The sequence below is a fragment of the Kosakonia sp. CFBP8986 genome (assembly GCF_034044935.1).
GTDB classification, from domain to species: Bacteria; Pseudomonadota; Gammaproteobacteria; order Enterobacterales; family Enterobacteriaceae; genus Kosakonia; species Kosakonia cowanii.
On sequence record NZ_JAXCXB010000002.1, the window covers coordinates 266,948 to 288,814 of the forward strand.

General features: G+C 56.0%; 15 protein-coding genes, 1 tRNA gene and 1 pseudogene. 3 read left to right on the plus strand and 14 right to left on the minus strand.

Annotated elements, in window-relative coordinates:
- Window positions 1–28 precede the first annotated feature (28 nt).
- Complete coding sequence (ssnA, locus tag SOM48_RS04980) at window positions 29–1,363, minus strand: putative aminohydrolase SsnA (RefSeq protein WP_320511548.1); 1,335 nt, start codon at window positions 1,361–1,363, stop codon at window positions 29–31.
- Entirely contained in the window at window positions 1,360–4,464 is a 3,105-nt protein-coding gene (ygfK, locus tag SOM48_RS04985) for a putative selenate reductase subunit YgfK (protein WP_320511549.1), read from the minus strand. The genes ssnA and ygfK overlap by 4 nt, the downstream gene beginning before the upstream one ends.
- 422 nt (window positions 4,465–4,886) lie before the next feature.
- Here ygfK and SOM48_RS04990 point away from each other — a divergent pair.
- Window positions 4,887–5,663: pseudogene (locus SOM48_RS04990) on the plus strand (XdhC family protein); the annotation flags it as partial.
- 75 nt (window positions 5,664–5,738) lie between these two features.
- Here SOM48_RS04990 and arcC read toward each other — a convergent pair.
- The 5 genes from arcC to ygeW all read right to left on the minus strand — a co-directional run bounded on the left by arcC (window position 5,739) and on the right by ygeW (window position 11,859).
- Window positions 5,739–6,671: a carbamate kinase gene (gene arcC, locus SOM48_RS04995; RefSeq protein WP_320511550.1), complete on the minus strand. Its 933-nt coding sequence runs from the start codon at window positions 6,669–6,671 to the stop codon at window positions 5,739–5,741.
- Window positions 6,668–8,089, minus strand: coding sequence for a dihydropyrimidinase (gene hydA / locus SOM48_RS05000; RefSeq protein ID WP_139568786.1), 1,422 nt, complete (start codon window positions 8,087–8,089; stop codon window positions 6,668–6,670). The genes arcC and hydA overlap by 4 nt, the downstream gene beginning before the upstream one ends.
- A 51-nt stretch (window positions 8,090–8,140) precedes the next feature.
- Entirely contained in the window at window positions 8,141–9,352 is a 1,212-nt protein-coding gene (locus SOM48_RS05005; RefSeq protein ID WP_054804309.1) for a YgeY family selenium metabolism-linked hydrolase, read from the minus strand.
- A gap of 61 nt (window positions 9,353–9,413) precedes the next feature.
- On the minus strand, window positions 9,414–10,613 hold the full coding sequence (gene dpaL / locus SOM48_RS05010; RefSeq protein WP_312479485.1) for a diaminopropionate ammonia-lyase: 1,200 nt from the start codon (window positions 10,611–10,613) through the stop codon (window positions 9,414–9,416).
- A 58-nt stretch (window positions 10,614–10,671) separates the two neighbouring features.
- Window positions 10,672–11,859, minus strand: a complete 1,188-nt coding sequence (gene ygeW, locus SOM48_RS05015; protein WP_312201453.1) for a knotted carbamoyltransferase YgeW — start codon at window positions 11,857–11,859, stop codon at window positions 10,672–10,674.
- Between the two features lie 480 nt (window positions 11,860–12,339).
- Between ygeW and SOM48_RS05020 the strand changes: the two genes are divergently transcribed.
- The gene (locus tag SOM48_RS05020; RefSeq protein ID WP_320511551.1) at window positions 12,340–14,115 is read left to right on the plus strand and encodes a sigma-54-dependent Fis family transcriptional regulator; all 1,776 of its coding nucleotides are present in this window, start codon (window positions 12,340–12,342) and stop codon (window positions 14,113–14,115) included.
- A 34-nt stretch (window positions 14,116–14,149) separates the two neighbouring features.
- On the opposite strand, the gene SOM48_RS05025 is transcribed toward SOM48_RS05020, so the two are convergent.
- The 6 genes from SOM48_RS05025 to SOM48_RS05050 all read right to left on the minus strand — a co-directional run bounded on the left by SOM48_RS05025 (window position 14,150) and on the right by SOM48_RS05050 (window position 19,463).
- Window positions 14,150–14,221: transfer RNA gene (locus SOM48_RS05025), tRNA-Arg, on the minus strand.
- Window positions 14,222–14,357: 136 nt separating this feature from the next.
- Window positions 14,358–15,416 carry an acyltransferase family protein gene (locus SOM48_RS05030; RefSeq protein ID WP_320511552.1) on the minus strand — a complete coding sequence of 353 codons (1,059 nt, stop codon included), beginning with the start codon at window positions 15,414–15,416 and terminating at the stop codon, window positions 14,358–14,360.
- A 144-nt stretch (window positions 15,417–15,560) separates the two neighbouring features.
- Window positions 15,561–17,099: a DUF6056 family protein gene (locus SOM48_RS05035; protein ID WP_320511553.1), complete on the minus strand. Its 1,539-nt coding sequence runs from the start codon at window positions 17,097–17,099 to the stop codon at window positions 15,561–15,563.
- A gap of 5 nt (window positions 17,100–17,104) precedes the next feature.
- Entirely contained in the window at window positions 17,105–18,037 is a 933-nt protein-coding gene (locus SOM48_RS05040; protein ID WP_313276195.1) for a glycosyltransferase family 2 protein, read from the minus strand.
- Window positions 18,034–18,396: a GtrA family protein gene (locus SOM48_RS05045; protein WP_076770205.1), complete on the minus strand. Its 363-nt coding sequence runs from the start codon at window positions 18,394–18,396 to the stop codon at window positions 18,034–18,036. Before SOM48_RS05045 ends, SOM48_RS05040 begins: the two co-directional genes overlap by 4 nt.
- 137 nt (window positions 18,397–18,533) lie before the next feature.
- Window positions 18,534–19,463, minus strand: a complete 930-nt coding sequence (locus tag SOM48_RS05050) for a formate/nitrite transporter family protein (protein ID WP_139568557.1) — start codon at window positions 19,461–19,463, stop codon at window positions 18,534–18,536.
- 273 nt (window positions 19,464–19,736) lie between these two features.
- On the opposite strand from SOM48_RS05050, the gene mlaA reads away from it, so the two are divergent.
- Window positions 19,737–20,489 carry a phospholipid-binding lipoprotein MlaA gene (gene mlaA / locus SOM48_RS05055; RefSeq protein ID WP_076770204.1) on the plus strand — a complete coding sequence of 251 codons (753 nt, stop codon included), beginning with the start codon at window positions 19,737–19,739 and terminating at the stop codon, window positions 20,487–20,489.
- Window positions 20,490–20,544: 55 nt separating this feature from the next.
- On the opposite strand, the gene fadL is transcribed toward mlaA, so the two are convergent.
- Window positions 20,545–21,867: a long-chain fatty acid transporter FadL gene (gene fadL, locus SOM48_RS05060; RefSeq protein ID WP_076770203.1), complete on the minus strand. Its 1,323-nt coding sequence runs from the start codon at window positions 21,865–21,867 to the stop codon at window positions 20,545–20,547.

Consider the following 21,867-nt stretch of genomic DNA (forward strand, 5'->3'; position numbering starts at 1 on the left):
GCTTGCACCAACGGGCGGGCAGGCGGGGTCAGTTCAGGGCATCCATCCTTGCCCACAGCCGTTTCGCCACCGCCTGCGCCTCGGCAAACAGCGACGCGCAGTCGAGGGTAAAGCGGCGATCCTGGTAAATCATCCTGCCGTTCACCATCACGCTGTGCACGCTGTTGGAACTGAGGCCAAACGCCAGATGCCCGGCGACATTCGCATCAACCAGCGGTGTCGGCGGCAGATAATCGCAGATGGTCAAATCCGCTTTATACCCCGCCTCGATACGGCCAAAGCGGGCGTTAAAGTTGCGGTTCAGCACCTCGTTGCCGTTATGAAGCGCGCGGGCAAAGCTGTCGGGCCACAGCGCGCCGCCCGCATCGCGGTGCTTGAAGAAGGCGAACTTTAGCTCTTCAAACATATCGGAGCCGATGCCGTCAGTGCCGAGCGCAAAATGGCGAAACTGCGCCAGCCGGTGGTTATAGCCGACGTGGTTATTCATGTTTGAACGGGCGTTATGGATCAGAAAACCGTCGTGGGCATTGAGCAGCGAGATATCGATGTCGGAGAGATAGAGCCCGTGGGCGACAAGGGTTTTGTCATCAAGCAGGTCATACGCTGCCAGCCGCTCCAGCGGATCTTTTCCGTAGTGGTGATGGCTATGGGCGACATCATAGCGATCCTCGGCGACATGAATATGCAGCCCGCGCCCGGTCGCTTTTCGCGCCTCACTGAGCATCACCAGCCCTTCGTGCGGCACGGTGAAGGGCGCATGCGCGCCAATACAGGCCTCGACCAGATAAGGTTCCTGCTCTTTTTGCCGCGCGGCGTCGATCTCCTTAGCAAAGCGGATATTCTCCTCCACGCCTTTACACACCTCGCGCAGCCCCCCGTTACGGTCGGTGGTCTCAAAGCAGGTCATACCGCGCAGCCCGACGGTAAGAAAAGCGCGGCGCAGCTGGCTGAGCGAACCAGCGATATACCCCGGCGAAGCGTGATGATCGATAACCGTAGTGCAGCCGCTGCGCACCGCTTCCAGCGCGCAGATAAGCGCGCTGTAGTAGAGCGACTCGGCATCGATGGCGCGGTCGAGCCGCCACCAGAGGTTTTTCAGCGTCGAGATAAAATCGGGGCTGGGGGCGATTTTCGCCTGAATCCCGCGCGATAAACCGGAGTAGAAGTGGTTATGGGCGCAGACCAGGCCGGGCATCACCAGTCGACCCTGCATCTCAATCACCTTCGCGCCCATATAGCGCTGCTCCAGCCCGCTGTCGACCGCGAGAATCAGGTCATCTTTAATTGCGATATCGACCTGCTGCCACACTTTCGCCGGGAAGAGCTGCGCGGCGGTGGCATTTTTCAGGATGGTGAGACTCATTGTTCTACCTCGCTAAGCAGATAGTGATAGTGCTCATGGATGTGGCCGATAATGCGGCACATCGCCTCCAGCTGCGGCGGCACATGGCCGAAACGGCCATCCGCATCGATATCCAGCAGCCACCGCTGGTTATGCTGGCGGATATAGACGCGCTGGTTATCGATGAAAAAGCCGGGATTGTGGCTAGTGAGGAAATCCTCTTCGAGGCTGAAGAGGGTCACTTTGTCCTGATAGGGCTTGCCCTGCCACGGGCAGAACTGCGCGCAGTTGCCGCACTCGTTGCACCAGGCATCCAGATGCAGGGTCTGGAAACGGTTGTTGAAGCCGGGGATCGGCAGCGAGATATTCGCCCGGTTCGGGCAGACATCGACGCATTTACTGCAAATGTAGTTGCAGGCCAGGCAACGGCTCGCCTCCTGGGCGACAAAGCTCTCCCGATCCGCCTTATCCGCCTGCGCCAGGGCGATGTCGCCTTTGCGCTGGTAAATCTCCGCCGGATCGACATTGCTCCAGTATTTGCTCTGTTGATGGCTGGCGAGACTTTCGCGTGCGAGGATCGCCTCCGCTGCCTGCCGGGCATTGCCGATGGCAGCGACAATCGACGCCGGGCCATTTTGCACATCGCCAATTAAAAAGACGTTGGCGAGGCGCGTTTCACCCTCGGCATTGACCGCCACGCGGCCCTTTTCATCAACGGGCAGGCCGAATGCCGCCAGCGCCGCGTTATCCTGCTGCTCGCCGATGGCGGTAATGACACTATCGACCTGCATGGTGCGCGTTTTGTCGGTGGCCAGCGGCTGGCGTCGCCCTGCGGCATCGGCCTCGCCGAGCTGCATTACGCGCAGGGTCAACGTGCCGTCTGGCGCAAACTGCTCCGGGTTGCTCAGCCACGCAAACTCCACCCCTGCACGGCGCGCCTCTTCATACTCTTCGCGCCAGGCGGGCATCTCTTTGCGCGAGCGACGGTAAACCACGGTGGCACGCTCAACGCCCGGTATGCGCAGCGCCGCGCGGGCGCAATCCATCGCCGTGTTGCCCGCGCCGATAATCGCCACATGTTTACCGGGCTGCAAAGGCTCGCCGCGATGAAAGGCGCGCAAAAACGCCAGCGAGGCGTGAATATTCGGGTTATCGCCGCCCAGCGCCACCGCGTGGCTTTTATCCGCGCCGGTCGCCACCAGCACATAGTGAAAACCCTGCTTTTGTAACTGCCCGATGGTCAGGTGCGGATCGCAGCCATAGACGATCTTCACGCCGTGCTGCACCACGAAATCAATATCGTGCTCAATCAGCTCCGCCGGAATACGAAATGGCGGAATGATATTTTTCACCACGCCACCGGCGCTGGCTTCGCGCTCAAACAGCGTCACCGGATGCCCGGCACGGGCGAGAAAGTAGCCTGCCGCCAGCCCGGCAGGCCCGGCACCGATCACCGCTACCGGATGGCGCGAGCCGGAGCCTGCCGGTTTATGCCAGCGGCGTTGGTACGCTTCCCACCCCTTTTCCAGCGCGACCTTCTTCAGCTCACGAATATTCACCGCGCTCTCATAATCCAGCCGCGTGCAGTTGTACTGACACTGGTGATCGCAGATATGCCCCGTCATCGCCGGGAGCGCATTGCGCTGGTAAATCAACGCCAGCGCATCGGCGTAGCGGCCCTCGCCAAGCAGGCGAATATACTCCGGGATATCCTGTTTGATGGCGCAGGCGTTAACGCATGGCGCAACATAGCAGTCGGTGGCGGGCAGCGGGCTGGCGACCTCGATGCGATCGTCCGGCTTCCACCCTTTCTGCGTGTACTCCATGGTGATGGCGCGTTCGGCCAACGCATCGAGCCGCGCGACATCAATAGCGGTCATCTCCCAGCCCTGCGCCTGCTCCAGCTCGCGCAGGCAGGCGGTGAGGCGCAGATAGCCGCCCGGTTTCAGCAGATCCGTTGCCAGCGTGATCGGGCGAATGCCGGTCTCGAAGATATCGCGGATGGTGAGCTGGCTGGCACCGCCGGAGTAGGAGATCGGCAGCTTGCCATCAAAGGCGCGAGAGAGCCGGGCGGCAACATTAATGGCGAGCGGGAAGAGGGCGCGCCCGGACATATACATCTCGCCGCCCGGTAACACGCCGCGGGTATTGACTGTGCCGAGGGTGTTGGTCAGCTTGACGCCGAAGCCGCGCTGCTGTTCGACCGCCAGCGCCATCAGCCGCGTCAGCATCGCCACCGCCGGGGCAAACTGTAAGTCGTGGGCGAAGGACTCTTCATTAAGCACAATCTCCTCAAAGCCGCAGCGGTCGAGGATCTCGCGTACGCGCCCGTAGCCCAGCAGGGTCGGGTTGAGTTTGACGAAGGTGTTGAGCCGCTTCTCCACCAGCATATAGCGGCAGATGGCTTCAATCTCATCCGGCGGGCAGCCATGCATGGTGGAGAGCGTGACACCCTGCACCAGCGTGGCGGGAATGCGCTCCGAGAGCGATTGCAGCCTGGCCGAACGGGCATGATTTGGCAGGCGGGCGAGAAAGTCGGCGTTATTCAGGCAGTGATGCAGGGTGGTGCGATAGAGGTGAAATTTTGGCTCCGCCGAGGCATCCATCATGCGGGCGATAAAGGTCTGCATCGGCGGCTGCTTGATCCCCTCAAGGTTGTAGCCGACGCTCATATTGAAAATAAACGATTTCTCTTCTGTTCTCGGCGTCTGCGGGAACACCGCATCAAGCAAATGCAGCACAAACCAGGCTTTCAGGTACTCATCCCAGGCCTTTGCCAGGGTGAACTCCGTCGACCACTCGGTATTAAACCCGGCATCTGCGGCATCAATACAGGGCTTTTCAATCTCAAGGCGATCGAGGATCTGCACGGTTTTTAATTCGATAAAACGCCCGCCGGTCAGCCAGGCGGTAATAATATTTTGCGCCAGCTGTGTATGCGGTCCGGCGGCGGGGCCAAGCGGGGTAGCGCAGGTTTCGCCAAATACCGTGATGGGCCGCGAACGATCGGCTGAATAGAATTGCTGTTCAGGAATGCCAAATATTGACCGCTGGCTCTGATACTCCGCAAAAATACGCGTCAGCAGCGCCTCAAACGGCACGGGGCGCATAATATCTCCCATAACCCTCTCCTCTGGCTTATTCAGATAAACGACATTGCCGCACTATTTTTCATCGCAGCGGCGAGGGGAGAGAAAGCAACAATCACACCACTCCTGGTTTAAGTGGTTGAAAGAGCATGAAAGTGTGAGGTGTATCTAAAGTCCTGGCGGTTGGGTTTATTTCGAGGGTGAGTATCAGGCAATCCTCAGGTCAGCGTGATTTTTATTTTCTCAAAAAGCGCAGAGAAACTATCAGAGTGATAATTTCTCGCCCGCCGCTGCGTATTAGCGTGGTTATTACTGATTAATCTTCAGGCAAATATTAGGTTCGTTTACGACGCGGCTCACGCTTTAAAAAATAAAACGGCAGACGAGTATAAATATTGCATTACTCAAAGGTGAAAAAGCGTGCCACGCGCGGACTAAATAACCTTGAGGATGTTATGACGATTTTTGCAGAAGCAGCAAAACTTGAAGAGCAGAACCGGCCTTTCGCCCTGGCGCAGATTATTGACAGCCGTGGCTCAGCCCCCCGGCACACTGCGCAGATGTTGATTCGCGATGACGGCACGATCATCGGCACCATCGGCGGCGGCGTGATTGAGCACCACGTTATTAACGAGGCGCTGGAGGCGCTGCGGGAGAAAACCGCCCGCGTCTTTCATGGCCGTATGGCGCGCAGCGGGCAAAATGCGGTCGGCTCGGACTGCGGCGGCGCAATGACGGTCCATATCAGCGTGCATGGCCTGCGCCCCCGGCTGGTGCTGGTTGGCGCAGGCCACGTTAACCGCGCAATGGCGCACGCTGCGGTGCCGCTCGGGTTTGATATCGCCGTTGGCGACACCTATCTTCAGAGCCTTACCTCTGATGCTTTTCTCCCTTCCATTCGGCTGGTGTATGGGCAAACCTTCGTCGAGGTGATCGACAACCTCGCAATTCAGCCGCAGGACTACGTGCTGATCGCCACCCATAACCAGGATCGCGAGGCGCTGGAGCTGCTGATTGACCAGCCGGTGGCGTGGCTCGGGCTGCTGTCGAGCCGGCGTAAAGTGCAATCCTTTCTGCGCCAGCTGCGCGATACGGGCGTCAGCGACAGCGTGCTTGCCCGCCTGCGCGCGCCGGTGGGGTATGACATCGGTGCCGAGACGCCGCAGGAGATTGCCATCAGCGTGTTGGCGGAGATCCTGCAGGTGAAAAACCGCGCGGCGGGCGGGCTGCTCGGCCTCAATACGCCCGCGCAGCAACAGAGTGAAACGCCCATTGCGGTGAGCTGATCGGGCACGCCCGGCCGCCGGTTACTGGCTAATCAGCGTGCCGGTTTTCCCCTCAATGCCTGCTTTCGCCTGGCGTAGCTCGGTGATCAGCGCCTGGCGGCCAGGCCGCGAGCGGGCAAAGGCGACGGCGGCCTCCACCTTCGGCAGCATTGACCCCGCGGCGAAGTGGCCTTCGGCGATAAAACGCTCCGCATCCCTGACGGAGAGCGTATCGAGCAACTGCTGGTTGGCCTTGCCGAAGTGCAGCGCCACTTTCTCCACGGCGGTGAGAATGATCAACATATCGGCATCGATCATGGCGGCGAGGGTGGCGCTGGCCCAGTCTTTATCGATCACCGCGCTGACGCCGCGCAGATGCTGCCCCTCACGTACCACCGGAATACCGCCGCCGCCGCAGGTGATCACCACCTGACCCGCGGCCATCAGCGCTTTTACCGTCTCTTTTTCAATGATATCGACCGGTTTTGGCGAGGCGACAATCCGCCGGTAACCGCGCCCGGCATCCTCCTTCATGGTGTAACCCTGGCGGATAAGCGCCTGCGCTTCAGCTTCGGAAAAGAAGGAGCCAATCGGTTTGTCCGGCTGGCTAAAGGCGGCATCGCCCGCCGCCACTTCCACCTGGGTTATCACCGTGGCGACGGGAATATCGAGGTTACGGGCGAGCAGGGCTTCGCGCAGGGTGTTTTGCAGATCGTAGCCAATATAGCCCTGGCTCAGGGCGACGCAGACCGACATCGGCAGCATCGGCGTGTGTGCCTCGGTTCTGGCGGCGGCCTCGAAGGCGAGAGTGATCATGCCCACCTGCGGGCCGTTACCGTGGGTGATCACCACCTGGTGCCCCTGTGCGACCAGTTCCGCTATTGTTTGTGCAGTCTGCTGTAGCGCCTGCATCTGCCCGGCGAGATCGCACCCGAGCGCATTTCCGCCGAGGGCGAGAACAATCTTTTTCTTCATAGCACACTCTCTTGTAGCAACGGTTCCGCTGACGGCAGCGTAAGCGGCTGAAAGGGTTGGCGGCGTAAAAAGCGGCCCTGGCCAGCAACGCCGGTGAATACGCCGTTATCGAAGATCACCCGCCCGCGCGACAGGGTCTGGCGGATCGCCCCCTGACAGATAAACCCCTCCCACGGCGAGTAGTCCGCATTGTCATGCAGCCGGTCGTGGCGAATGGTGGTGGTGCGCTGCGGATCGATAATCACCACATCGCCATCCGCGCCGGGAGCCAATAGCCCTTTTTGCGGCCACATGCCGAACAATTTCGCCGGGTTGGCGCTGGTGAGCGCCACAAAGCGCTCGGGCGAAATACGCCCGGTCATCACCCCATAGGAGAAGAGCAGCAGCAGGCGGTTTTCCACCCCCGGCAGCCCGTTCGGGCAGCGGCTGAAATCGCCGCCGGAGAGGGTCTGGCGCTGAGTCAGCGAAAAAGCGCAGTGATCGGTAGCAACGGTATCAATCGTGCCATCGGCAATGCCGCTCCACAGCGCATCATTGTGGCGGGCGTTACGTAGCGGCGGGCTGAGCAGATACTTCAGCGCGTCCTGGCGTTCGTAGCAGCGCTCGTCGAGCAGCAGATACTGCGGGCAGGTCTCTACCCACACCGGCTGCTGTTGCGCGCGGGCCAGACGCAGGTACTCCAGCCCCAGCTGATTGGAGAGGTGCACGATATAGAGCGGCGCGTCGCCGGCAAGCCGCGCGAGATTAATCACTCTGGCGATCGCCTCCGCTTCGCACTCCGGCGGGCGGCTCAGGGCGTGGTAGCGCGGCGCGGTTTTCCCGGCATTAAGAAACGCCGCGCGGCGCTGGGCGATGGCGGCATCGTTCTCCGGGTGGACGGTGGTCAGCGCGCCTGCCAGATGCAGATGGCGCATCGCCTGCAAAATCTCATCATCGTTCAGCTTGTACTGATAAGTGAGATAGAGCTTGAAACTGCTGATGCCGCTCTCCACCATCATCGGGATCTCATCCAGAATGCCGTGATTCACATGCTGGATCACGCCGTGAAAGCTGTAGTCGATCACTGCTTTATAGGCGGCATAGTTATGGTAAACCCCGAGCTGGTGGCGCAGATGGCAGCCGGGCGGGCCAAAGCCCATATGATCGACCACCGTGGTAGTGCCGCCGCAGGCCGCCGCGCGGGTGCCGGTAAAGAAGTCGTCGCAGCTGCGGGCAAGCCCGGTATCAATATTGAAATGGGTGTGAACATCGATGCCGCCGGGCATCACATAACAGCCCGTGGCATCAATCACCTTGCAGGAGGCATCGGCCTCAATCGTGCTGGCAATTTGCTTAACCCGCCCGGCATCGATCAGCAGATCCGCGCAGGCTCTCTTGTCAGCATTGACGATAAGGCCATTTTTAATCAGTACGCGCATAGAGACTCCAGAACGCCCGCCGCGAAATCAAGCGGGCGTGACATCGACAAACTACGCCGTCGCCAGCCAGCTCAGCGGGATCGCGGCATACATCGCCGCGCAGGTGACCAGATGCGACTTCCAGGTCTTCTCATTCGGCGCATGGGCTTCCGGCTCTTTACCGGGGCCAAAACCGATAACCGGAATGCCGTGCCGCCCCATAATTGAGACGCCGTTGGTGGAGAAGGTCCACTTATCGACCACCGGCGCGCTGCCGAACAACCCCTCATAGGCATTGTAGAGCGCGCGCACCGTGAAGTGATCCTCCTCCACTTTCCACGTCGGGAAGTAGCACTCGGTAGGATAGATAAGCCCGGTCCACGACGGGCGGTCATAGCTGTACATCGACACTACCGCTTCGGCCTTTTTCACCGCCGGTAGCGCGCGGATCTCCTCCAGCGCGCCTTCCCAGCTTTCGCCCCAGGTGAGGCGGCGATCGATAGAGATGGCGCAGCTATCCGCCACCGCGCAGCGGCTTGGCGAGGTAAAGAAGATCTCGGAGACGGTGAGCGTGCCTTTGCCGAGAAAATCGTCATGTCCCAGACGTTGCGACAGCTTCTCCAGTTCGTTGAGAATCGGAGCCATTTTGAAGATGGCGTTATCACCGCGCTCCGGCGCGGAGCCATGACAGCTGACGCCATGCACATCGACGCGGATCTCCATGCGCCCGCGATGACCGCGATAGATCTGGCAATCGGTCGGTTCAGTGCTGACGACAAACTCCGGGCGAATGCCGGACTGCTCGATAATGTACTGCCAGCAAAGCCCGTCACAATCCTCCTCCTGCACGGTGCCGGTCACCAGCAGGGTGTACTCATCCTCAAGACCAAGATCTTTAATGATCTTCCCGGCGTAGACCATCGAGGCCATGCCGCCCTCCTGATCGGAGGCGCCGCGCCCGCCGATCAGCTCATCGGTTTCAATCCCGTGATAGGGATCAAAGCCCCAGTTTTTGATATTGCCGACGCCGACCGTATCAATATGCGCATCCATGGCGAGCAGCCGCGGGCCGTGGCCGATATAGCCGAGCACGTTGCCCATCGGGTCGATCTCCACTTTGTCGAAGCCAACGCGCTCCATCTCCTCTTTGATGCGGTGAACGACGCGCTTCTCATCACAGCTTTCGCTGGGGATGGCGATCATATCGCGCAGGAAGCGTGTCATCTCCGCTTCGTAGAGGTGTGCTTTTTCAACAATCTGTTTAAACGGGATAGCTTTAGCCATCGCTCTCTTCTCCTGTTATGACGCTTGCCGCCTGGCGGGAGCGGCGCTGACGCCGGGGAAATTATTCAGCCGCCGGATGCTTGCCTGCCCACACCACCTCGCGGTAGTGCTGCGCATCGGTATCGCCTTCGGTGCTGATCAGCAGCACCACCGAGTCGCGATTAAGCTGTAAGCTTTTTCTCAGCGACTCGCCCTGTGGGTGCAGCGGGATAGCGGCGAGCAGGCCCGCGCCAACGGCGCCGGATTCGCCGGAGATGATGCGCGGATCGTCGCCCAGCGGATGGCCAAGCACGCGCATGCCCAGCGCGGCGACGGCATCTTCACAGGCGATAAACTGGCTGGCGCAGTTGCGCAGGATCGTCCAGCCGAGCGGGTTGGGTTCGCCGCAGGCGAGGCCCGCCATGATGGTCTCCATCTCGCCGCTTACCTTGACGATCTCCCCCTTCACGGCGGAGCGGTAGAGGCAGTCGGCATGCTCCGGCTCAATAATCACGCTGTGCAGATGCCGGGCGTCGAAGATGTCGGCGAGGTAGTTCAGCACGCTGGCTGCCATTGCGCCGACGCCCGCTTGCAGGAAAACGTGAGTGGGGTGGGGTGAGCCCATCGTGGCCATCTGTTCGATCGCTTCATCAATCAGTGTGGCGTAGCCCTGCATAATCCAGGTGGGAACTTTGGTGTAGCCAGGCCACGCGGTATCCTGCACCACCTCCCAGCCATTTTTTTGCGCCCGTTGCAGGGTAAAGCGCACGGTATCGTCGTAATTCATATCGGTGACGATGCACTCGGCTCCGAGCCGCAGAATGGCATCGACCCGCGCCTGCGCAGAGCCTTTCGGCATATAGATAACGGCGTTCTGCCCAAGCTGCTGCGCCGCCCAGGCGACGCCGCGCCCGTGGTTACCATCGGTGCAGGTGGCGAAGGTGAGCTTCTCTTTGCTGCTTGCTTTGAAGTGCTCAAACGAGAAGGCGTTGATATCAAGATGATATTTCTCGCACAACAGCTGCGCGATGGCGTAAACGCCGCCGAGCATTTTGAAGGCGTTAAGGCCGAAGCGCTGCGACTCATCTTTCACCAGAATCGTATCGACACCGACGCACGCCGCCAGCGCGTTCAGAGCATAGAGCGGGGTGGGCTGATAGCCCGCCAGTTTTTGATGAAACTGGCGCGCCTGCTGCGCCTGCTGGCGAGTGAAGCGCGGCGAGGCTTCGCCGGTAAAGAAGTGGTTTTCTGCAATATTGATACGCAATGGAAGTGCGGACATGTTCTAACCTTCTCCATAATGTCAGAAACAGTAAGTGGCCGACCGGGCTGCCGGACGGTTACAAAATGCGTTTTTGCGCGTCGGTAAACAGCTGTTCCAGCAGCTGGCCCGGCTCGGCATATTTGCGACAGAGGATCATCGAGGCGATGATGTAGGGCTTCCAGCTCGCCTCTTTGTAGGTGGCAATGCGGTATTTTTCGAACACCTCAGCCGCGACTTCGCCTTCGTCGCAGGAGACGCCGCTGATATCCGCCGGCAGGCAGTGCATATAGAGCGCTTCGCCGTTGCGGGTGGTCGCCATCAGCGCCTCGGTACACTCCCACTCTTTATGGCGGGCGTTCTGCGCCAGGCAGTGCTGCTCCAGCGCTTTCAGCCCCTGATGATCGCTGGCGCGCAGCAGGTCCGTGCGCTGCTCCATTACGGTGTAGGGCGCCCAGGATTTCGGGTAGACGATATCGGCATCCTTAAACGCTTCTGCCATATCATTGACCTGGCGGAAGCTGCCGCCCGAAGCTGCGGCATTGCTTTTTGCCACTTCAATCACATCCGGGATCAGGTCGTACCCTTCGGGGTGCGCGAGGGTAACATCCATTCCAAAACGCGTCATCAGGCCGATGATCCCCTGCGGCACCGAGAGGGGTTTGCCATAGCTTGGCGAGTAGGCCCAGGTCATGGCGATTTTTTTGCCCTTCAATGCCTCCAGTGAGCCGAAGTGTTCGCGCAGCCAGGCGAGATCCGCCATCGACTGGGTCGGGTGGTCAATGTCGCACTGTAAGTTAATCAGCGCCGGACGCTGCGGCAGCACGCCCTGTTTATGGCCGTCATCCAGCGCTTCGCCCACTTCCCGCATATAGGCATTACCGGCACCGAGATACATGTCGTCACGAATGCCGATGGCGTCCGCGCAGAAGGCGATCATATTGGCGGTTTCGCGCACCGTTTCGCCGTGGGCAATCTGCGATTTTCCCTCATCAAGATCCTGCTGCGCGAGGCCGAGCAGATTCAGCGCCGAGGCATAGGAGAAGCGGGTGCGGGTGGAGTTATCGCGGAACACCGAAATGCCCAGCCCGCTGTTGAACACGCGGGTGGCAATATTCTCTGCACGCAGCGCCTTCAGTGCCGCGGCGACATCAAGCACCTGCTTCAGCTCATCCGGTGACTGCTCCCACGTCAGCAGAAAATCTTTCTCATGCAGATGCGAGTGAAGGGTGCGGATCTCCTTGATTAATTCATTAACAGTTTTCATTTTGCAATCCTGATTAAGAATGACGGGCTTACGCATGGCGGTGCGGTTGCAGGGGGAGTGAGACGCGCGACGGCCAGCGTGTAGTGGCACCCTAACAATAAGTGTGCCACTTCCCGCAGGCTGTGCTGGATGGCGGGTAAAGAGCCGGGATTATGCGAGCCATATCACGGATTTTTGCAAGATTGCGCAGAAAAGAAGCAATACGCTGAGGCGTGTGAACAGACGATGCGGTGGCAAGGTAAAGGCGAAAAGGGACGTGCGGGAAAAATAGCCGGGAAATAACCGCTAAATTGATAAACTGCGCCGCGCAATTATCATATTGATAGCGAAATGTGATAGCTATTACATATTTACCATTCGTCACAAAGCGGTTGGGTGTGGTTATTCCGTAATACGCGAAGGGGAGTGTTATCCTGCAACGACGGAAAGCAGAGCGGAAAGATGCTGTTAAAAGTTTGTGAGCAATAAATAAGGACGATTATGATTCCATCCACCACGCCCTCCATTTTGATGCAGATTCAACCTAAGATACAAAAATTCGCCGGAATGCTGGCGAGCGTTCTGCAACTGGAAGTGGAAATTGTTGATAATTCATTATGCAGGGTCGCCGGAACGGGAATTTTTGATACGCAAATTGGGCGTAAATTAAATACAAGTTCACAACTATTGCGCCACATTGTTGAGACAAAAAAGGAGAAAGTGGTTACCCACTCCCGCTTCGATCCCTTCTGTAATGGCTGCCACAGCAAAGCGAACTGCAAAGAGAAAGCCTTTATCGGCACCCCGGTTATCTATCATGGGCAGTGTGTTGGGGTGATTAGCCTGGTGGCATTAACCCATGAGCAGCAAGTTCGCATCAACGATAATATTCAGGCCTTCTCAGATTATGTTCGCCACGTCTCCTCGATATTTGTTTCACGTTTTCTTCAGGATCTCTCCAGCAACGATAATATTCAGAAAGTCTTTTTGACCATGATTGAATTTATGGATCAGGGCGTGCTGGTGGTCGGCCACGATCATAAAATTAAATTCGCTAACCCTTCGGCACTGAAAATTATCGGTGCGTCAGCGGGAAATATGATCGGCAAGAGTATACATTTTCGTCCTCTGAGCTTTGAGGACCATTTCCGCCACGGTCATATGCTGCACGTCGTTTCATTCGATGATAAGAAAGAGCTTATTATCGGTCAGCTGCATGCGGTTCAGGATCAGTGGTTATTTTTAATGGCCTTTCACCAGTCCCACTCATCAGCAGAATTAAGCGCTGCCCACGAGGAGCCCTTAATTGAGAGCCTGATCGGAGAGTGCCGCCCGATGCGGCAATTGAAAAAGCTGATTCACCGCGTCGCGCCCGTCCCCTCAAGCGTGATGATTGTTGGCGAGAGCGGTACTGGAAAAGAGGTGGTCGCCAGAGCGATCCATAAATTGAGCGACCGCAGCGTCAAACCGTTTGTCGCCATCAACTGCGCGGCGATCCCCGAGCATCTGCTGGAGAGCGAGCTGTTCGGCTACGTTAAAGGCGCGTTTACCGGCGCATCGGCTAATGGCAAAACGGGTCTTATTCAGGCGGCAAATCATGGCACCCTGTTTCTCGATGAGATTGGCGATATGCCATTAACCCTGCAGGTGAAGCTGCTGCGCGCTATTGAGTCGCGGGAAGTGCAGCCAGTGGGCGCCTGCCACCCGGTGCCGGTAGATATTCGTATTATCTCCGCGACCAATCAAAACCTCGCACAGGTTATCGCCGAGGGTAAATTCCGCGAAGATCTCTACTATCGCCTGAATGTGATCCCGCTGCGCTTACCGCCGCTGCGCGAGCGCCAGCAGGATATTGAACTGCTGATCCACTACTTTCTTCATCTGCATACGCACCGGCTGGATCTGGTCTATCCCGGCGTTGCGCCGGAGGTGGTGGCCTTTCTGCAACGCTATCGCTGGCCGGGCAATATCCGTGAGCTGAGCAATCTGATGGAGTATCTGGTCAACGTCGTCCCCTCCGGGGAGGTTATCGATATCTCGCTTTTGCCGCCCAATCTGTTGAGCAGCGACAACGTCAGTGTATCGCGCGAGCGCGTCAACTCCTCGGCTGCCGCAGGGCGGGCAGAGAGCGTCACGGCGCTGGAGGAGATGGAGCGGCAGATGATCTGTGACGCGCTTTCGCGCTACGGAAATAAAAAGCAGGCAGCCGATGTGCTGGGGATTGGTATCGCTACGCTTTATCGCAAAATTAAAAAGTATGCGCTGGAAGGAGTGTGAATAAAGGGGGATGGTCGGGGGCAGAATATCAGTATGTCCCCTGCAGGAATCGAACCTGCAACTAGCCCTTAGGAGGGGCTCGTTATATCCATTTAACTAAGGGGACGCAGAGCGGGGCCGTGAATTGGCGTGCGTATGCTACCGTAACTGTTTGCTGCGCTTCAAGGTTTTTGTTCTTTTGTTTTAGCGTGGGGCGATATGGTGTAGGGGAAGGATGCCATCCTGAGATGGCATCCTTCTGTTCAGGCTTTTTTTAATAAGTACTTTCTGAACAGCGAGCTGAGCTTTTTCTCTAACAAATAGTGAGAGATGATGGCAAAGATAAATGAGAGGATCACCGCGAGCACAAACAGCATCAAACCGCCCCAGGCAGATTGATTATGGTGCAGCGCTTTGCTGAGCAGTGATTTCGCACGGTAATGCACAAGGTAAAGAGAGAAAGAGATTTTCCCGGTATAGAGCACCGGCTTCGGTGCCCAAAAAGCGTACTGCGCTTCGTGATTGGTCAGGGAAAATACCAGTGCAAAAGCGGCGAGAATATAACCGAGGCCGCCAATCTTGCTGTAATGGGTTAACAGAATAAAGAGAAACAGCGCGAAGCTAAGCACGATTAAGGCAATGCTGACGCCTTTGCCGTAGGTGATCTTTTTATTCACTACCAGCCAGCCGATAAAGGTGCCGACAAGAAATTCGAGCATCAAACTATTGGTGAGGGTGGCGAGATAGCCCGGATAGTTATAGTGGTTTGAGGGTGAAATCGCCACGTTGTGCAGCCAGGCAGGGATGGCGACCGCCAGAGCCACAATCACAAACAGCACACTGTTTTTACGCGTTTTGAACAACATGCAGAGGGTGAACAGCGTGTAGAAAATAAATTCGTAATTGAGCGTCCAGCCAACAAACAGTTTAGCCACGCCAAACCAGGGCGCGATTTGCGTCGTGTCTAACGGAATAAACAGCAGTGAAGTGGCGGTTTGCATCCACGACTCAACGCTACTGCCAGCCACCAACAGCGTAATAGCGAAATAGGGTGGGAAGACACGGCAAAAACGCTTAATGAAAAAGATCTTTGCAGAAGCTAAACCGCCGTTATCGTCGCGGGTAATGTAGTAAATAATAAACCCGCTAATGACGAAAAAGAGATCGACACCGATATCACCGTTGAGAAAAAGTCGATCGCCCCAGCCTTGAAATGACTGATTAATAAAGCTTTTAAAATGAAAGCACATCACTATTACCGCAGCGAAGGCCCTCAATGCCTGTATTGAATAGAAATTTCTATCAGTCATCACATCATCCATATTTTATGAGTTTTTACTGCCACGTGTTTTTTATTGTGATGTCGCTAACACGCATTTTAAGAGTTATTAAGTCAATCTAAAACCAGGCTAAATGCCCGAAGAGAAGCAAACCTCCCCACCATTACCGCGTAGGGAGGCTAAAAATTACAATGAGACCTTTTCTACATGACCGTCAGGAATATGGCTGTAATACCAGTGCTCGCCATTGATTTCCGTTGATTTCAGTTTCTCTGCCGCGAGCGTACGGTGCGTGTGACCCACTTCAACGGTGACCGGCTGAGTAATTGGCTGCGGGCTGATGATAATTAAATCGCCCTGCGCGTTGCTGTAGGCGGTGATGTTGTCCGCAACCCGGATAACCTCGCCATTGGCGATAGCGGAGTAATCAAAGTCCACCGTTTCGCGGTAAACATTATCAACACCAAAATATTCGCCATAGACTTCAGGATCGTGGAACAGGCCAAACTGACCGCCGCTGTTCTGCATTTTAATAAAGTGGTAATCAGGAATGGTGATCTCTCTGTTTCCCTGCGCGGACTCTTTTTCGATAATGCTCATCCGCACTTGCTCTTGCAGCGCAATACGCGTGTAGCTTTTATGCATCAACGTCCATGACCAGGCAAAAGTGCCTGCGCACAGCAGTGTGACAATTGCCGTGCAGATAACGGCTTTTCTGACACCGCTCATTAAAATGCCGTAGGCGATAAAAGCGATGGTCAACAGGAAAAACATAAAGGTGCCGTTGACGACCCGGTCCGGATAGGAGGGCGAGGCGAACATAATCAGCACCGTGCCGGCGCCAAAAATCGCCGTCAGGATAGCGGGCAGCACCGTGCGGCGGGTAATTTTCGCTTTCACCTCTTTATTAAAGAGAATAACCAGCACCAACAGCAGCAGCACAACGTAGCTAATCCAGATTAGCGCCAGATGGTTGTGTACTCGTTCGGTTAAGTGAATGGTAATACGCTCCAGCAGCGGTTTGCCATACCAGTAGGTTTTACTGGCCGCACGCACAAAATTACCCGGCGAGAAGATCAGCGTACAGGAGCCCGCCAGCGCTGAAAGGGCATAGATAATTTTGTTTTTGGCCACCGATTTCGCTGTGACCATTTCATAAATAATGGCGACCAGCGCGAGAAGCACGACAAAAGGTGACACGCTCTCATTCGAGCAGCCCGCCATAAAAGCGAGCACCATCAGTAATGGATTAATGGTTTTAATATTATCGACGGTGATGCGGTAGAGATAAAAAATCCATGCGGCGACAAAAAGGTTTGTCCAGAGATAGTTGGCCGCACCGACCAACCAGAAGGTGGTCTGCCCTAAGTTGGGGTTGGCTATCCAGTAAGTGCAGAAGACCAGCGGCAGCAAAATATTATCGCTTTTTTGCCAGCGCAGGGTTTTGCCCGGCGTTTTGGCAATGAAATAACAGAAGGCCAAAGCTGCAAACGCGGTTGAAAAAGCGTAGACAAATTGCGACCGGGTAAAGAGGATCAGCGAGCTGGCATAATCTGCCACGATCCTGCCGCTCCAGGTCATGTAGTGGTGGTAATGGCTGGCAGGGGAGATACCCAACAGATAGTAGCGGTAATCGTCTGAGTGAATCGGCGTTAGCCACTCAATGGCGAACAGGCTCGCAAAAGCGAGCGCAATAAGCAGAGCTTTATAAGATTTCTCTAACATAGTAATTAACGTTCCAGGTTTCTTTTTCTGTTCTTAATAAGATAACGCGGTCTCTTTTTCACTTCGGTATAAACGCGTCCCATATATTCGCCAAGAATACCGATGCCGATAAGCTGAATACCGCCTAAAAAGAGGATCGCCGTCATCAAAGAGGGATAACCGGGTACCGGATTTCCCCATAACAACTTATCGAGCACCATCCAGATGGCGTAGAAAAAGGAGAGCAACGAGACGCTAAGACCGATATAGGTCCAGATACGCAGCGGGAAGGTGGAGAAACTGGTGATGCCATCAAGCGCAAGATTCCACAGCTTCCAGCCATTGAATTTTGACTTACCTGCCACGCGGTCAGCGCGAATATACTCAACAATATCGGTGTTACCGCCAACCCAAGAAAGGATGCCTTTCATAAACAGATTACGTTCGGAAAGCAGTTTGATATTTTCAACGACCTCCCGCGACATCAGGCGAAAATCACCGACGTTCTCTTCTATCTGCGGATAGCTGATTTTATTGTGCAGCTTATAAAACCACTCTGCTGATTTGCGCTTCATGCGGCCATCGGTTGAGCGATCGCTACGCTTCGCCAGCACCATATCGGCACCCGCCTGCCATTTAGTAATCAGATGGGGAATGACCTCAACTGGATCCTGCAAATCGACATCTATCGGGATAATGGCCTCTCCCGTTGCGTGCTCAAGCCCGGCAAATAACGCCGGCTCTTTGCCGAAATTACGCGTAAAAGATAACGGCACGACCAGCGGATCGGAGAGCGCGAGGGTATTAATAATGGTTTCAGTGGCATCTTTACTGCCATCATTAATAAAAACCAGTTCGACGGTATAGGGCTTTAACGCGTCAAAGCCCCGTACCGTTTTATAAAAGATGGGTATCGCCTCTTCTTCATTAAAGACGGGCACCACCAAAGAGATTTTCATTTTGCATCCCTGAAAACAATTAACTTTGACCAGGCGAAGCCGCATACCAGGCTGATAGCGGAAAAGAGAATCAGCGTCACGATGGGCGGCATGCCGGATTTGTCGGCAAGCCAGCCGACTGCCACGCTTAGCATGCCCATAAATCCGACATACATCAGGTAACGCCCGGTAGTGGTTGATGATTTGAAGGTGAATTTCGCATTAGCGAAAAAGCTGAAACTGACCGCAACAATAAAGCCGGCAAGATTCGCCAGCGCCTGGCGCGTGGAGAAACCATAAACGCACAGACAAAAAATAAGCCAGTGCAGCGCGGTATTTAATAAACCAATAGAGGCGTAGGTAGAAAATCGTTTAAACATAATTCTGAGCAATGAGTCGCTGATGCCGCGAGTGTAGCAGACAACCCCTGGAAGGTCATTAGAGGGTGCCAGTCCGCGATAATCAGCGCTCACTGCTCAATGTGATATATCACCGTAATTTATCAGTCGCTGACAAATTACGCCTCACCACGCGCCTGTTTCTCCTCTTTCGCTTTGGCTTTCGCCTCCGCTTTGCGGGCGGTGCTCATATCATTGCGGATCTGCGCATGGCTGAGCAGGGCGAAAATAAAGGTGCCGCCGCAAATATTCCCGGCGAGCGTCGGCAGGGCGAAGGGCCACAGGAATTCGCTCCAGTGCAGCGTACCGTTAAATACCAGGTAGAAGATCTCTACGGCACCGACCACGATATGGGTGGTGTCGCCGAGTGCTATCAGCCAGGTCATTAAAATAATCACCACCAGTTTTGACGCACCCGCTGCCGGGAACATCCAGACCATGGTGGCGATGATCCAGCCGGAGATAATCGCGTTGGAGAACATCTCCAGCGGCGTGTTTTTCATCACGTCCATGCCGATTTTGACAAAGGCGTCGCGGGTTGGCTCATCGAAGATCGGCATATACTCAAAGGCGAATGCGGCAACGGCGGTACCGACCAGGTTACCCAGCAGCACCACGCCCCATAGCCGCCCGAGCAGGCCCATATTTTTCCAGCTTGGGTTTTGCATTACTGGCAGAACGGCGGTGACGGTGTTCTCCGTAAAGAGCTGCTGACGCGCCATAATGACGATAATAAAGCCGAAGGTGTAACCGAGGTTCTCCAGCAAAAAACCGCCGGGAATGCCCTCCAGCTGGACATGAAAAATGCCCTTTGCCAGTAACGATGCGCCCATCGATAAGCCTGCGGCAATCGCTGACCAGAAGAGCGCCATTGCGTCGCGCTCCATCTCTTTTTCGCCATCCTGACGAATATGTTCATGGATCGCCATCGCCCGCGAGGGCAGATGCTCCTCATCAACCTCTATCTCCTCGCCGCGCTGCTTCTCTTCGCTTTCGACTTTCATATCATCGCTGTGCTGGTCGATCTTCTCTTCTTCTATTTTGTCCACGAAGGCCTCACTTCATTAATTTTTGTGCGTTAAGCGTAGCGGCTTTCTCCCTGTATTCAGGGCGGTATCCTCCGAAATTATAGTGAAGAGCAAAAAAGGCGATAGATTGCCTGGAAACAATGTATAAGATTATTAACACGCTGCACCGGCAACTGCGGCTATGCTGAAGTGAATCACACAGTCCACGACATAGACATCATAAGACGCGCTGTTACAATGCGTTGCATTTGATGAATGGCCTCGAAGAAGGCCGTATTCTGCAGGGAGAGAATGATGAAATACCGCCTGTCGGCGCTTGCGCTGGCCACCACTGTGCTGGTCGGCTGCGCCAGCTCGAACGAGACGCAAGGGCGCTCGGACCCGTTAGAAGGGTTTAACCGCACCATGTATAACTTCAACTTCAATGTGCTGGATCCCTATGTTGTCAGACCGGTTGCCGTTGCCTGGCGTGATTATGTGCCGCAGCCGGCGCGTAACGGGTTGAGCAACTTCACCAGTAACCTTGAAGAGCCGGCAGTGATGGCGAACTACTTCCTGCAGGGTAATCCTTATCAGGGGATGGTTCACTTCACCCGCTTCTTCCTTAATACCGTATTGGGGATGGGCGGTTTAATGGATGTGGCCGGAATGTCCAACCCGAAACTGCAGCGCGAAGAGCCGCACCGTTTTGGTAGCACGCTGGGCCACTACGGCATGGGTTACGGCCCGTATATGCAACTGCCGTTCTATGGCAGCTTCACCCTGCGTGAAGATGGCGGCGATATGGCGGATACGCTCTATCCGGTGCTCTCCTGGCTCACCTGGCCGCTCTCCGTCGGTAAATGGACGGTTGAAGGCATCGAATCGCGCGCCCAGCTGCTCGACTCCGACGGCCTGCTGCGCCAGTCCTCCGATCCCTATATCCTTGTGCGTGAAGCCTACTTCCAGCGCCATGACTTTATCGCCAACGGCGGTAAGCTGAAGCCGCAGGAGAACCCGAACGCACAGGCGATTGAGGGTGATTTAAAAGATATCGACTCGGAATAAAAGCCAATAAAAAAGGTGAGCCAGAAGCTCACCTTTTTTTATCGCTACGCGCTTATCAGAAGGCGTAGTTAAAGTTGGCACCGTACAGCCAGGCGCGACCTTCAGATTTGAAAGTGTACGGCCCTTCGGTGAACTTCACTTTCTGACCGTGCATATAGGAGACGCCGACATCCACTGATGCATCTTTATTAAATGCATAGGTTGCACCGGTGCTCAGCCACAGGCGATCCTGGTCCGGAATAGAGATAGAGCGTTTGTCAGCCGGAACCGGGCTGTCATCAAAGGCGATACCGCCGCGGAAGGTCCAGTTATCATCCATGTAATAGGTGGTACCGAGTGCGATACGGTAGGCGTCTTTAAAGCCCTCTTCTTTATAGAAGAGCTGCTGACCCTGGTTACCCGTCGCTTTCAGCTGCTGGAACTGGCTCCAGCTGGTGTAAGCGAGGCTGTAGTGGATTGCCCACTGCGGATCGACACGGTTATAACCCGATACTTCCCACATTTCCGGCAGGTTAAGCGTCAGTGAACCTGGAATCGTCGCGCCGCCTGTAGCAAAAGGCAGGCCGTTCAGACCGAGCGCGGGTGCCAGCGTATTCACTGCTGTCGGCAGGCTGCTCTTATAGTCGCCATCGAAATCAACTTTCACTTCCGAGCGATAAGTCAGACCCCAACGGTTATTTTTATCCAGCTCATACAGAATGCCGGCGTTCCAGCCAAAGCCCCACTCGTTGCCTTTCAGATGCGCAATCTGGGTATCTGGCGGAATCAGCCCGCTAAGGCCAAATGCACCGCCCGTCGCGGCGTCAACCTGCTGCGGCAGATCGCCCGCGTAGCGTTCAATTTTCGCGCGCGCATAGACAGCGTCGAAACCGAGGCCGAAGCTCCAGTTGTTATCAAGACGGTATGCGCCGCTGAGGTTCAGGTTCAGGGTTTCAAGGTCGGTTTTACCGCCCATTGAGCCAGCCGTGTAGTTGTTGTTGAACTCTGTCGCCAGACCGTAGTTGGAGGTGACGGATGCGCCCCAGCCAAACTGATCGTTAATCGGCGCAACAAAGTGCAGATTCGGCACCCATGCTGTCGGTGCAATATTATCCTGACTGGCGTTGTTGCCAATCGCAGAGCGTCCGGTTACATCTACGCCAGGATCGACAAACACCGCGCCGCCGGAGAAGGTCGGGCGATCAAACATAGTGATCAGTGCCGGGTTACGGCTGGCGTTGCCCGCATCATCAGCAATCGCGCCTTCACCAGAGTAAGCGCGACCGAGGCCGGAGGCGGAGAATTCGTTGAGTTGAAAGCCTGCGGACCAGGCCTGGGTAGAAACGAGTGCCACTGCGACTGCCAGAGCAGACTTGGTAAAACGGGTTTTCTGGCTCAT

What these genes read in the sequence shown, in the direction of transcription:
- ssnA (WP_320511548.1), bottom strand. Translation starts at nt 1,363, where the DNA reads ATGAGTCTCACCATCCTGAAAAATGCCACCGCCGCGCAGCTCTTCCCG.
- ygfK (WP_320511549.1), bottom strand. Translation starts at nt 4,464, where the DNA reads ATGGGAGATATTATGCGCCCCGTGCCGTTTGAGGCGCTGCTGACGCGT.
- arcC (WP_320511550.1), bottom strand. Translation starts at nt 6,671, where the DNA reads ATGAAGAAAAAGATTGTTCTCGCCCTCGGCGGAAATGCGCTCGGGTGC.
- hydA (WP_139568786.1), bottom strand. Translation starts at nt 8,089, where the DNA reads ATGCGCGTACTGATTAAAAATGGCCTTATCGTCAATGCTGACAAGAGA.
- SOM48_RS05005 (WP_054804309.1), bottom strand. Translation starts at nt 9,352, where the DNA reads ATGGCTAAAGCTATCCCGTTTAAACAGATTGTTGAAAAAGCACACCTC.
- dpaL (WP_312479485.1), bottom strand. Translation starts at nt 10,613, where the DNA reads ATGTCCGCACTTCCATTGCGTATCAATATTGCAGAAAACCACTTCTTT.
- ygeW (WP_312201453.1), bottom strand. Translation starts at nt 11,859, where the DNA reads ATGAAAACTGTTAATGAATTAATCAAGGAGATCCGCACCCTTCACTCG.
- SOM48_RS05020 (WP_320511551.1), top strand. Translation starts at nt 12,340, where the DNA reads ATGATTCCATCCACCACGCCCTCCATTTTGATGCAGATTCAACCTAAG.
- SOM48_RS05030 (WP_320511552.1), bottom strand. Translation starts at nt 15,416, where the DNA reads ATGGATGATGTGATGACTGATAGAAATTTCTATTCAATACAGGCATTG.
- SOM48_RS05035 (WP_320511553.1), bottom strand. Translation starts at nt 17,099, where the DNA reads ATGTTAGAGAAATCTTATAAAGCTCTGCTTATTGCGCTCGCTTTTGCG.
- SOM48_RS05040 (WP_313276195.1), bottom strand. Translation starts at nt 18,037, where the DNA reads ATGAAAATCTCTTTGGTGGTGCCCGTCTTTAATGAAGAAGAGGCGATA.
- SOM48_RS05045 (WP_076770205.1), bottom strand. Translation starts at nt 18,396, where the DNA reads ATGTTTAAACGATTTTCTACCTACGCCTCTATTGGTTTATTAAATACC.
- mlaA (WP_076770204.1), top strand. Translation starts at nt 19,737, where the DNA reads ATGAAATACCGCCTGTCGGCGCTTGCGCTGGCCACCACTGTGCTGGTC.
- fadL (WP_076770203.1), bottom strand. Translation starts at nt 21,867, where the DNA reads ATGAGCCAGAAAACCCGTTTTACCAAGTCTGCTCTGGCAGTCGCAGTG.